This window comes from Poritiphilus flavus (assembly GCF_009901585.1).
Lineage (GTDB): Bacteria > Bacteroidota > Bacteroidia > Flavobacteriales > Flavobacteriaceae > Poritiphilus > Poritiphilus flavus.
Window position 1 is genome coordinate 462,377 of record NZ_WXYO01000001.1, and the last position, 13,000, is coordinate 475,376.

Genomic DNA, 13,000 nt, shown 5'->3' on the forward strand with positions numbered 1-13,000 from the left:
ACTAAAATCCCATAAAAATATGGAAAAAAATGCCTTTCTCATCAGGTTTCTACGGAATATCCTGATAAAGAACCGAAAGATGAAACTCTCGATACTTTTCTTTATCGCCATGCTTGTTAACGTCCACGCTAACTCATATGCCCAGCGTAAAAAGATGTCTATTTCAATGAACAATGTACCGCTTGAATCTGTGCTCACTGCCATTGAATCGGAAAGTAAGTTTAAATTTTTCTACTCTGTCGATAAGATTGATGTTGACCGCAGAGTTAGCATCGATGCAAATCGCGAAACTATTTTCGAAATATTAGACGATTTGTTTGTGGGAATACCCATAACCTACAGCGTGGTGAAGAACCAAATAGTTCTAAAGGCTGCCCAACAACTGGCAGAGACAGTACCTGATCAGGAAACTGAAACTGAAGACAAGAACGAACAGGATTTTACAGTATCCGGGGTGGTCTACGATAATTCCAGGATTCCTATTGCCGGTGTAAATATTATTGAAAAAGGAACTACAAATGGCATTGCGACCAATTTTGACGGCGAATATGAGATAAGGCTTCAAGGCGAAAATCCTGTACTGGTATTTAGTTACCTGGGTTATGAATCCCAGGAGATCGCTGTGGATGGGCGAAACACTATAGATGTAGTTATGCAGGAAGATAGCCAGGGCCTTGATGAAGTTGTGGTAATTGGGTATGGTTCAAGAAGGAAAAAAGACCTGACCGGAGCGGTATCAACAATAAACTCCGAAGACTTGACCCAACAGGTATTGCCAAGTGCCGAATTTGCCATCCAGGGTCGGTTACCTGGTGTATTCATATCCAATCCCGGATCCAATCCCAACAGCAGACCGGAAGTGCGTATTCGAGGAATTTCCACTCTCGGCTTTAACGATCCACTTTACGTCATTGACGGAGTTCCGGTAATTGAAGGAGGTGCGGCGGCACCAAGCGGCACCCGGGAAAGAGACAATAGAGGGGCTGTCAATATTCTTAATCTGATCAATCCGAATGACATCGAATCCATCACGGTATTGAAGGATGCCTCCGCCACCGCTATATATGGTGTAAGAGCTTCCAATGGGGTTATTCTTATTGAAACGAAACGCGGCAGGAAAGGCAAGACCAATATCACATTTTCCCAGCGTTTTGGCATCAGCACTCTTGACAAGCGTTATGAAACCTTGAATTCCCGGGAATATGCTGATATTTCAAACCTGGCCTGGAACAATAGCATTACGGACTCCAGGGATGATGAGGATTACGGAGTCCTTTTTGATCCCGGTTCACCTGAATATCTCGGTAATTCCCCAACATTTGATTGGGTAGATCAGGGAGTGCGGAATACCGCGGTACAACAAGACTATAACGTTTCCGTAACCGGTGGAAATGACAGCAGTAATTTTGCGGTTAGCGCCGGTTATACCAGTCAGGAAGATGTTTTGTTTGACACTTCCTTCGAACGCTATTCCTTTAGTGTCAATACTGACCACCGTGTTACGGATTGGTTATCCGTAGGTCAATCTTACCGACTTGCTGTAACGGAATCACCGGATGAGCAGGTCTTTCAAAGTAATATGTTCCGAAGATTAACCTATACGGCACCCTGGCAACCCATTTTTGATCCCGCCAATGTTTCCGGCTTCGCGGAGATTGGGCGGGAATACAATGGGGAATTTGAGGGAGACGGTTATGGGCCAGCTACTAACGCTAACTACTTTGGGTATGCACAGTTTTGGCAACAAGAATCCACATTGGTGAGAAATCTAGGTTCTGCCTATGCCGAGATCCGTCCTTTTCCCGGGTTTAGAATTAGGGGTACTCTAAGCGTGGACTACTTCACCAATAGAAGAGATCAGTTTAGACTTGCTGAAGGTGGCTTATACAGAACAGGGGAATTAGGTTCAGATGGTACCGTAGTTCAGCGTAGGGAAACCTCCAATTTCAACCTGACCAAAGAATTGTTAATAGGCTACACCAAAAGCTTTGGCGACCATAATTTTGATCTCACCCTGAACGCTATGGATCAAAGGGCCACCTGGGATATTCTTACCGTAGAGGCCGTAGATACAGGTATTGCCAGCTATGACCAAAGAATAGTCGATGAGGCACTTTCTAATGACAATAAAAATTCCTTATTGAGTAGAAACGAATCCGGACTTCTGGGTTATCTGGCAAGATTGAGCTATAATTATAATGGGAAATACTATTTAGACGGTACGATCAGAAGGGACGGCTCTTCTAAATTCGCCGAGGGATATAAATGGGGGAATTTCCCTGCTGTAGCGGTTGCATGGCGCCTTTCTTCTGAGAAATTTATGGAAGGGGCCTCCTGGCTAAACGATCTCAAGTTTCGGGCCGGATGGGGCCAAACAGGGAACCAGGAGACCCGGGATTTTGCTTATGCTTCTTTGGTTAACAGGAACCCATCGTATCCCACATCAGACGGAAATATAAACTCTGGGTCCGCCCTAAGCGATTTTCCAATCATAGATACCACCTGGGAAACTGTAACGACCACCAATATCGGTTTTGACGCTACGCTTTTCAACAAATTAAGCCTAACCGCCGAATATTATTTTAGGGAAACTGAAGACATTCTGCAGGAAATCGATATTCCGGATGTGATCGGGGCTCAGACGGCTCCCGTCGTCAATCTGGCCACTGTTGAGAATAAGGGTATTGAGATTGACCTCTCCTATAACGACAAATTTGGTCACCTTGGTTTTAGCGCGGGTCTAAACTTCACTACAGTGGATAATGTGGTTACTGAATTATTCAACGACAGACCGCAAGGTAGTCAGGAAGCGAGGATAGAAGAAGGCTTTCCAATAGGATACATCTATGGGTATCAGACCGATGGAATTTTTCAATCTCAAGCGGAAGTAGATGCCTATCTCAGTCAGGTAACAGACCCCGGCAATGATGCCCAACTTGCCCCTGGTGATTTCAGGTTTAGGGATATTTATGGGGATCCAACAGCAGCTGACGGAGAATTCGCATACAGGAGCCTGGGTGCGGATGGAGTCATCAATGGACTGGACCGAACTTATCTGGGAAAAACAATCCCCGGATATTTTTATGGGTTAAACTTTAATCTTGACTACAAAGGATTTGATCTTGGCTTGATATTCAGGGGAGTTGGAGATGTGCAGCGGATCAATGAAGCCAGACAGCAGGGACTTTCAATGGCTGATCCTGGGGATAGCAATTATTTAAGAGAAATTCTAAATTATTGGACCCCGGAAAACGGTTCCAATGTTTATCCTCGATTAATTGCGGGTGACCCATCCGGAAATAACAGATTTTCAAATAGATGGGTAGAGGATGCAGATTTTTTTAGATTACAAAACCTGCAATTCGGCTATACCTTCGGCCCCAAAATAACAGAGAGATTGAGAGCCACCAACATCCGACTTTACACAACACTTTCCAATGTATTCGTCATTACACCATACTCCGGACTGGACCCTGAGAATGACACTACACCATTTACCTATACCATGGGATTGAATATTGGATTTTAAAAAAAAGCAAAATGAAAAGAATATATTTAATAATAGCGTTTTTAATGGTACTGGCTTTACCTATGAGCTGTAATGAGGAAACAGTCAATTTGGATCCCATCGGATTTACAGAAGCTGGCTACTACCAAAATGAAGAACAAATGACCGAAGCAGTCTTTGGCGTCTATCAAAGGCTTGGATTCTTTTATAAGTGGAATGTACAGCAGTTTGTACACAGGGTAGATCTACTCCCTTCGGACGACCTTACCAGAACTGGAAGCGGCCCTTTTGAAAATTTTGTAGGATTGGATGGAAATAACGGAACGCTTTCCAATATCTATCAGTATGCTTACGATATGATCGCCAGAGCCAATGTAATTCTCCAAAAAATTGAGGAGAATGGTGATTTCGCCTATGAACGTGAACCAGACCTTCGTGATATTCATCGCGGAGAGGCTTTATTTCTAAGGTCCTGGGCCAATTACAAGCTGTGGAATACCTTTGGTACAGCCCCATTGGTCAACGAACGGATTACGGATTTAGAGAACGCCTTTCCTCCCAATTCAACAGACACTGAACTTCTGGACCAGGCAATTGAAGACTTAAGCACCGCATCACAACTGCTGCCAGACTCATGGGACGACGGAAACCTGGGCAGGGCCACCAGCAACTCGGCAAGGGGCTTATTGGTGAAATCCCTTGTATTCAGAGGATCACTAAGCAACAACAGTGCTGATTTCACCGAAGCGATCAACGTTTTCAACGCAATTTCTGGAGTCTCACTTATGCCAAATTACCGCGACAATTTTGATGCAGCCATAGAAAATAATAGCGAGTCATTGTTCGAATTACAAGCAGACGACAATGTCCTGCAAACCAACGGCTGGCTTACTACAGCTACAGACGACTTTCCCGTTATCGGGGAAATCAACGCCTACTACGGGTATTATACCACAAGTTTTGAAGCCGGTGTTACCTATCTGGCCACTAACTCGCTATTAAATGCCTATGATCCGGCTGATCCAAGGCTCTCCCTGGCGTTTGATACGGCAGGAGAAAACACCAACGTGCTCAAGTACATCAGTACAGACCAGTTAGTGGCAAGTGGTAATCCCTCTAATTTATCAGTTAACAATACCCGTATTTTACGCTATGCGGATGTAATGCTGCTGGCTGCCGAGGCCATTGTAAGGTCCGGAGGTAGTCTTGCAGAAGCTACAAACCTGGTCAATCAAATTCGTGCAAGAGCTCGCAATTCCGTTTTAGCCGATGATCAGGGTATTCTGCCACCTCCATCCACGGAACCAGCAGATTTATCAGTTCCAGCCACTTCAGAGGCCGCCCTGGATATGATTTTTCTAGAACGGCGTCTTGAATTGGCAGCAGAAGAAGGTCATAGATGGTACGACCTAAGAAGAAGACACCTGGCGGGGGAGATTGACCTAACCAGTTGGGATTTTAGTTCTCCCGATCCCACCTTCGAGTTTCGAGAGTTTAATGTCAATTTTCCCTTGCCGGAAAGTGAGGTAATCGATAACCCGAACATGAATCAGAACCCTGGCTATTAAAGTTTCAAAAGAGAGTTATTTTTGAGTTAGTTGAGTTAATTCGGATGGGCATTGGTTTTACATCAATGCCCAATCCCTTTGAAGTTATGAGGTCTTTATTACTAATATCAATTTTGGGATCCCTTATTGCCTGCAGCGAACCGGCAAAGCCCGTCTTTGAATTAGTAGCCGCCAAGCAAAGCGGTATTTTCTTTAATAACGAAGTAATTGGCAATGACAGCCTGAACATTATGGATTACGACTACTTCTACAATGGTGGCGGTATAGGAGTCGGCGACTTTAATTTAGATGGAAAACCCGATCTGTATTTTTCTGCGAATTTAAAATCCAGTCGTATGTATATCAATCAAGGAGATCTCAGATTTCTGGATGCTACTGAAAGTGCAAATGTTTCAACCTCCGCCTGGTGCACAGGTGTTTCTGTAATTGATATCAATCAGGACGGTAAACCAGATATTCACGTCGCAACCGGGTCTAATGATGGTAAGAGCCTGAGTCCGAACTATTTCTTTATCAACAGAACAGTTCCCGGTCGGAAGGTCGTTTTCGAAGAAATGGCACAACAAATGGGTCTTAAAGACTCATTATATGCCATTCAGGCGGCTTGGTTAGACTATGATAAAGACGGTGATTTGGACATGTTCATTGCTCACAATGCAATCGAAAGTGTTCAAAAAAACGTGCCACATGGTCAACGGACAGACGGTAGTGGGAAAAGTACAGACAAGCTCTACCGAAATGAGGGGCTTAAGGACGGAATTCCAATTTTCAAAGATGTTTCTAAGGAAGCAGGAATACTAATTGAAGGATGGAGCCTGGGGGTGCAGATCTCAGATTTTAACGGCGACGGTTATCCGGACATTTATGTCGCGAACGATTTTCTTTCCAATGATATCCTTTATCTTAATAATCAGGATGGAACATTTACTAACGACATAGAAAACAGGCTCAGGCATCAAAGCCACAACAGTATGGGCATGGATATTTCCGATATCGACAATGACCTAGATCTGGATATTATGGTTTTAGACATGCTGCCTGAAGATAATCTGCGCAAAAAAACCATGTTTCCCGATGTGGCTTCTGAGAATTACAGGAACATCTTAAACAAAGGTTATCAAGAGCAATATGTTCGCAATGTGATGCAATTGAACAAAGGTGATGGCACCTACGGAGATATAGGAAATCTAACCAATGTTTCAGCTACAGATTGGAGTTGGGCACCCTTAATTGCGGATTATGACAATGACGGGCTAAGGGATATCTATATTACTAATGGTTATGTAAAGGAGATCACAGATCTGGACTTCGTAGACTACTACAATAAGTCCAACATTTTCGGCACAAAAGATTCCAAAAGAAAAAAGCTAATTCAACAACTAAACAGTATGAAGGGTGTTAAAAAACCCAACGTTCTTTTTGAAAACAAGGAAGCCTACAATTTTAAGAATGCTACCAGCTCTTTTGGTCTGGATTATCCCTCATTTTCAAATGGAGCCGCATATGCTGATCTTGATAAGGACGGCGACCTCGATCTGGTGGTCAATAATATCAACGATGCTGCCTTTCTGTTCAGAAACAATACGATACAGGAATCAAATACTACTTCCCCTGGTGCCAACTATTTGGGGATAAATTTAACGCCGGACAACCGTTCCTTAGGTTCGAGGGTTGTCGTATACACCCAGAATCGGGAGATCCTTACTGAGCATTACCCGCAGCGAGGTTATCTTTCTTCAGTTGGACCCACGCTTCATTTTGGTCTTTTTTCAGACCAACAAATCGATTCACTTATAGTTCATTGGCCAGACTCATCAATATCTCGAATAACCAACCCGGAAATCAATCAGGTGATTAATATTGACTGGAATACTGCCGCCAAAACAACATACAAAAACGAGTCAGAAAGGAACCAGCCAACCTTTCAGAGAATCCATCCAAGGCTTGCTCATATGCATCAGGAAACAACATTCAATGAATTCACAAACTGGCCGCTGCACTTCCGGAGCTATGACAAGCTTGGACCAATAATGGTTCTGGCAGATGTAAATTCAGACCAAAAGTCGGACTTATTTATTGGGGGTTCTGCAAATTTCAATTCGGAAATTTGGACGCAATCTGAAATTCGGGGATTCAATGAAAAAATCATATTTAACGGAAGTATTGATAAGTCTGTTGAAACTATAGGCGCCACATTCTTCGATGCTGATGGGGATGGAGACCTGGACCTGTATTGTGCCAACGGCTCCTCCGAGCATTATCAAAACAAAACATTACTCCAGGATCACTTGTATCTCAATGATGGCAAGGGTAATTTTTGGATTGATTTGGAAGCAATACCCGAAATCTCCGAGATAACAATCACTCCAATTACTCTGGATTACGACAGAGACGGAGATATGGACCTTTTCGTCGGCGGCAGAGTAGATCCGGAAAATTATCCACATTCTCCACGCTCTTATCTTTTAGAGAATGACGGAAAAGGCAGGTTTACGGATGTTACGCGGAAGATCGCACCCGACTTAATGCGGCCAGGAATGATTACCTCGGCTGCATTATCTGATTTTGATAAAGATGGATGGAATGACTTGATCCTGGCCGGAGAATGGATGCCTTTAACCCTTTTCCGAAATCGCGATGGAAAGTTTCTAATTGACGTGAATAAGAATGGGCTTTCGGAACATCGCGGCTGGTGGAATTATATAAAAACTGCTGATATAGATCAGGATGGAGACCTTGATATAGTTGCCGGGAACTGGGGACTGAACAATCCATTCAAAGCATCAATAGAGGAACCTTTAAGAATCTATGGGAAAGACTTTGATGGTAATGGATCAATAGAATCAATAATGACCTATTACAATTTTGGTCAGGAATACATTTTTCATCCCAGAAATACACTCACCAAACGGATCCCCGAACTGAGAAAGCGTTTGTTCGATTATAAAACCTATGGTAACACGCCCTTCCCGGAGGTTTTTACATCGCAGGAATTAAATGGTGCCATAAGTCTGGAGTTAACAACCTTGGCTTCCGGAATTTTTGAAAATATGGGAAATGGTAATTTCAAGTTTCATCCGTTTCCAAAATTGGCACAGGTGACTCCCTTGTTTGACTTTTCCATAGTTGATTTGAATAATGATGGATTATTGGATATACTAGGCGTAGGTAATTTTTTCGGTACCGAAGTACTAACTGGCAGGTATGATGCCGGAGATGGCATTGTATTAATGGGAATCGGAGGTTTCAATTTTGAAGTCCATCCAGTCCATCAAACGGGGTTTAAAGTCCCGGAAGAGGCGCGGTCCATAAAAACAGTCACTGGAATGTCGGATCATGGAAATCAGGACTGGTTCATTGTGGCAACCCGTAATGACAGTCTAAAGGTTTTTTCGAGAGCCCTCATCCAAAGCAAAAAGAATTATGCAAACAAGAATTGAGAAAATAGTGCTCAAAACACTCGTAAAAGGCCTTTTGGTATCCGGTTGTCTTTTGGTGTCCGGATCTTTTAGCAGGTGCAACAGTCCGGGAAAGCAAGAGGTATCACTAGAATTAATGGATTCACTGCAATTAACTGACATTGTCTTAAGCTATCCCCATTTTGACAAGGGCGGCAACACCTCGGTTGAGAACGACTCTAATTTTGCCTTTAAATGGTCAGGAGAATCACCATATCAAAGTGGTGGTGCCGGATATTTCATCAATGATAGCACGGAGGTTCCATATATAAAAAGAAAAAGAGATCTGGGCCAGACTTTCACTTATTTTGGGGAAAAACCTTTCCAAATAAGCTCATTGATCCTCCGTACAGGATTCGGAACAAACGTAGTAAGGCAAAATATGTATGGTCAAAAAGTTTCAATACAGTTCATGGAAGTAACTGGTGAACCGCAAATACATGAAAACGGATCCGATGGGGACACCAAAGCGTTTCACGGTTTCCCACATCACAGACAGCAAAGAGAAATTCCGGCAAAACGTGACGATTACATGATAGGAGAAACTTATAAACATTTAAAGGTCTTCAGAGGCTTTAAGTTTCCAGATAAGACTGATTTCGGCTTTGAAAATGACGATATTCAAGTGGATCCCAACGACAAAAGGTTGAAAGGCCGTTTGCTTAGATTCAATTTTCCTACGAACAAGCGGGTTACCATTGAACCCGACAAAACCTATGCATTCATGGTGATGATAGATTCCCTGGCTTCAGATGTGGGCTTTACCCTGGCAAATAATTACGAGGGAAGCTACGAAAATGGCCATGGTATAAGAAGAGAAGGTAAGGGCGTATTCCCTCCTGTTCCGGCAGATGTAAATTTCCCGATTACCCATGAAAAAAACAGCCACGCCCTCCAATCTTCAAAACTGCCGTTAGTATTTGAGCAGCGCCTGGAACAGCAGCCCGGCACCAATGGCTATCCTGATGTGGATACCTGGCGTGATCTTAATTTTTATCTCCAGAAAGAGCCGTAAAACAAGGCGTGCCAAGTCTTTAATTTACCTCATCAAACCATTTCCAAAACGGTTTTTCTTTATATCTTATATGACTGATTCTTTGAACGACATATTTTCAGCATGGATAGAAGAAATTTTAACAAGAATATCGGGGTTGCGACAGGCCTGATCTGGATTGGCGGGCTAAGTTCGTGTACTCCTACAGAAAAAAAGCAGGGTCAAAACCCGGACTCAAGTGCAGCTTTAACGACAACTAAGATCTCTCCCGAGTTGTCTCAGAGAATGTATGACAAGGCTTTGGAAATCACAAAATCCAAAGTGCGGGGAGGAGACTCTGAGGAGTTCTTCAAAAAACCATTTATCGATGCTGCATTCAATGACAACATTTTCCTTTGGGATTCCTGTTTTATGTGTTGCTTTTGCAAATATCATATGGATGAGCTGCCTGTTTACCAGGCCCTGGATAACTTTTATGATCGCATGGAGGAAGACGGTTTTATTTGCCGCGAGTACCGTTCCAATGGAGAAGCCCTGTGGTCTAAGGACCATCCTGTTTCTATTAATCCTCCTGTTTTAGCTTTTGCTGAGCTCGAGATCTTTGGTGTTAAACCGGATCTTGAGCGCCTCAAAAAAGTCTATCCCACTTTGAAAAAGAACTTCCAATTCCACGTAGATCGCTATATGATGGAAGACAACCTCTTTTACGGGGATACCATGGGGCTGGGTATGGACAATATCCCCAGATCTCCCCGCGACTGGACCCCCACAGAAGGCAATGGTTGGACTCATCATGAACTGGGAGACAGACTTGCCGAAATGAACGCCTCAGATGAGGAGAAACTAAATTTCTTCGTTACAGAATACCCCAACACCGTCACCGGGGTATGGACCAGGCAGGGGCGTTATGTGGATTTTTCTGCTCAAATGGCCATGTACGCTTTGCAGTTGAAGGAGATAGCCTCCAAAATCGGCAAGGAAGAAGATATTGAGGGTTACGACAGCTTCCATGCTAAAGTCAAAACGGCCCTAAATGAGGAATGCTGGAATGAAGAAGATGGTTTTTACTACGATCTTGGCTTTGGAAAGCAAATAAAACGCCGACATATCGGGATGTATTGGGCATTGCTGGGGGAAGTAGTCCCTCAAGACAGGCTGGCCAAATTTATCAGCCATCTTAAAGATCCCAATGAATTTTACAGGAAAACGCCTCTACCTGCCCTGTCTGCCGCGGACCCTGATTATGTGGGATGGGGAGATTACTGGCTGGGAGGCGTATGGGCACCCACGGTATATATGGTTCTTAAAGGCTTAACGGCTGTTGGGGAGGATTCCCTCGCGCGGGAATTGGCCGCCAGGGTATATGAGAATGTAGCCATCGTATTTGAGGCCACAGGAACTTTTTGGGAAAACTACGCCCCAGATCTGATCTCCTATGGGATGCCGGCAAAGAAGGATTTTTGCGGGTGGACCGCCCTAATTCCGATTTCAGTATATAAAGAATACATACTTTGATTTGAATTTGGTATTCAAAAGTTTTTGTTTGAAATCAAATCCAAATACTCATATCAAATGTTTTATCGGCCTCCAGCTTTGATCTTTTCCTGATCTCGGCTTTTATGGGGAGTAGATAAGTATCCATTTTTGTGTCGAACCAAATGGCCGTATCCCATTGAAGATCCCCAATTTTAGCAATGGCTTTCATCCTTCCCCAGCCTTCTTCCTGCCATTTTAGATTTTCCCTGATCTCTTTAGAAATGATCTTGGGAAGCGAAACAAAATGCCAGCCTCCCGGCTCGCCGTGTTGCCACATTTTAGTAGTAAATTCATATTTGATCTTAGCATCCATTGCTATTAGTAACAGGTCAGTAGATTTGGAACTTAAGGATTTACGGATTGATAAATGCGGTTTGTTCCCAAATAAAATCGATTGGATCATTTGTCTGGGATATCCCCGGGGTACTGCGGCCTTCAGTAATATATTTTACCAGTAGCGATCTCAACTCGCCAACTTTTTCGGTCTTTGTCTCATATAGATTATTCATCTCGCCGGGATCCTCCTTAAGATTGTACAATTGAAATTTGGGCAGCGAAGCAAGGGCCGTGGTATCAGAAGGCTTAGGAAAACTCCAACCCCCAGATCCCGGGCACATAATGAGTTTCCAATCTCCTTTTCTTATGGCAAAACTACCATTAATGGAATGGTGAACAGTGCCCTCTCTGGTCGGTTTATCCGTAAGCTCATTTTTAAATAAGGGAAGCAGGCTATGGCTGTCTTCCCCTTCATTGGCCGCCAAAGAATATCCGACTATTTCGGCACAGCTGGCCATCAGGTCCGTGGTGCAAATTGTCGCATCAGATACTCTGCCTTTTTGAATGACCTCTGGCCACTTCGCAATAAAAGGAACCCGGTGCCCTCCCTCAAATATATCTGCCTTATGCCCTCGGTATTTATATCCTGGAAGGTGACCTTTTTGTTTCAGCACATCAAAATTGGCCTCTGGGGAACAACCGTTGTCGCTGGTAAATATGATCAGGGTATTTTTTTCGATCCCGGCTTCCTTTATCACTTTTTCCAACTGGCCCATATAGGCATCGATCATCATCACAAAATCCCCATAGGGATTGAGTCCACTCTTACCTTGCCACTCTGTTGTGGGCAGGATGGGGGTATGGGGTGAAGGAAGAGCGAGATATAAAAAAAATGGTTTTCCATCCTTAGATCTTTCCCTGATGTATTGGAATGATCTCCTGAAAAAGTTGGGAGTCACATCCTCGTGCACAAAATCACTGGCAGTTGGCCCTTCTCTCCACCAGGAATATGCATTCTTATCAACTGTAACCCGATCCGGCAGCTGTGTTGGCATACCGTTTTCCACATAAACATAGGGTGCCATATCCAGGGATCCGCTATGCCCGTAGGAATATTCGAAACCCAAAGTATTCGGACCATTTTTTACCTGTTTTGAGAAATCGATATTGCCAAAATCTTCAGGATTCCAGCCTTCTCCACCAAAATCACCTTCTTTTTTCTGAGCCCAATCCCATCCCAGATGCCATTTTCCGATAAAAGCGGTCGCATATTTATTTTCTTTTAGAACGGCGGCTACAGTTTTTCGGCTCGAAGGGATCAGGGCTTTGGATTTTCCGGTAAGTACACCGGATTTTAGCCTGCTTCTCCAGTTGTATCTTCCGGTTAGAATACCGTACCTGGTTGGTGTACAAACGGCAGATGAGGTATGCGCATCCGTAAAGATCATACCGTCAGAAGCCAGACGATCCAGGTTAGGGGTCGGGATCTTTCCGTTCTCATTAAACACGGCAATATCCCCATACCCCAAATCGTCTGCCAGGACATAAATGATATTAGGCCTGTTTCGCTGCTGTATTTTCTCTGAACCAACACTTACGGCAAGCAGTGCAGCAATTCCGATAAGAAATAGATATACTTTCATAGGACTACTACTGTAGC

7 protein-coding genes are annotated in these 13,000 nt (G+C 43.7%); 5 read left to right on the forward strand and 2 right to left on the reverse strand.

Going from position 1 to position 13,000, the window contains the following annotated elements:
* Nucleotides 1–79: 79 nt before the first annotated feature.
* From GTQ38_RS01910 to GTQ38_RS01930, 5 genes are all read left to right on the forward strand, one after another.
* Entirely contained in the window at nt 80–3,529 is a 3,450-nt protein-coding gene (locus tag GTQ38_RS01910) for a TonB-dependent receptor (protein ID WP_161433532.1), read from the forward strand.
* Nucleotides 3,530–3,540: 11 nt separating this feature from the next.
* On the forward strand, nt 3,541–5,076 hold the full coding sequence (locus GTQ38_RS01915; RefSeq protein WP_161433533.1) for a RagB/SusD family nutrient uptake outer membrane protein: 1,536 nt from the start codon (nt 3,541–3,543) through the stop codon (nt 5,074–5,076).
* Nucleotides 5,077–5,162: 86 nt separating this feature from the next.
* A complete protein-coding gene (locus GTQ38_RS01920) occupies nt 5,163–8,516 on the forward strand; it encodes a VCBS repeat-containing protein (protein ID WP_161433534.1) in 3,354 nt (1,117 codons plus the stop codon).
* Nucleotides 8,500–9,549, forward strand: coding sequence for a hypothetical protein (locus tag GTQ38_RS01925; RefSeq protein ID WP_238857747.1), 1,050 nt, complete (start codon nt 8,500–8,502; stop codon nt 9,547–9,549). The genes GTQ38_RS01920 and GTQ38_RS01925 overlap by 17 nt, the downstream gene beginning before the upstream one ends.
* A 102-nt stretch (nt 9,550–9,651) precedes the next feature.
* The gene (locus tag GTQ38_RS01930) at nt 9,652–11,043 is read left to right on the forward strand and encodes an MGH1-like glycoside hydrolase domain-containing protein (protein WP_161433535.1); all 1,392 of its coding nucleotides are present in this window, start codon (nt 9,652–9,654) and stop codon (nt 11,041–11,043) included.
* Nucleotides 11,044–11,077: 34 nt separating this feature from the next.
* On the opposite strand, the gene GTQ38_RS01935 is transcribed toward GTQ38_RS01930, so the two are convergent.
* Entirely contained in the window at nt 11,078–11,377 is a 300-nt protein-coding gene (locus tag GTQ38_RS01935; RefSeq protein ID WP_238857748.1) for a DUF1905 domain-containing protein, read from the reverse strand.
* Between the two features lie 40 nt (nt 11,378–11,417).
* Nucleotides 11,418–12,983, reverse strand: coding sequence for a sulfatase family protein (locus tag GTQ38_RS01940; RefSeq protein WP_161433536.1), 1,566 nt, complete (start codon nt 12,981–12,983; stop codon nt 11,418–11,420).
* Between the last annotated feature and the right edge of the window lie 17 nt (nt 12,984–13,000).

Coding starts and splice junctions, on each gene's coding strand:
- GTQ38_RS01925 (WP_238857747.1), top strand. CDS start 8,500: ATGCAAACAAGAATTGAGAAAATAGTGCTCAAAACACTCGTAAAAGGC.
- GTQ38_RS01920 (WP_161433534.1), top strand. CDS start 5,163: ATGAGGTCTTTATTACTAATATCAATTTTGGGATCCCTTATTGCCTGC.
- GTQ38_RS01940 (WP_161433536.1), bottom strand. CDS start 12,983: ATGAAAGTATATCTATTTCTTATCGGAATTGCTGCACTGCTTGCCGTA.
- GTQ38_RS01935 (WP_238857748.1), bottom strand. CDS start 11,377: ATGGATGCTAAGATCAAATATGAATTTACTACTAAAATGTGGCAACAC.
- GTQ38_RS01910 (WP_161433532.1), top strand. CDS start 80: ATGAAACTCTCGATACTTTTCTTTATCGCCATGCTTGTTAACGTCCAC.
- GTQ38_RS01930 (WP_161433535.1), top strand. CDS start 9,652: ATGGATAGAAGAAATTTTAACAAGAATATCGGGGTTGCGACAGGCCTG.
- GTQ38_RS01915 (WP_161433533.1), top strand. CDS start 3,541: ATGAAAAGAATATATTTAATAATAGCGTTTTTAATGGTACTGGCTTTA.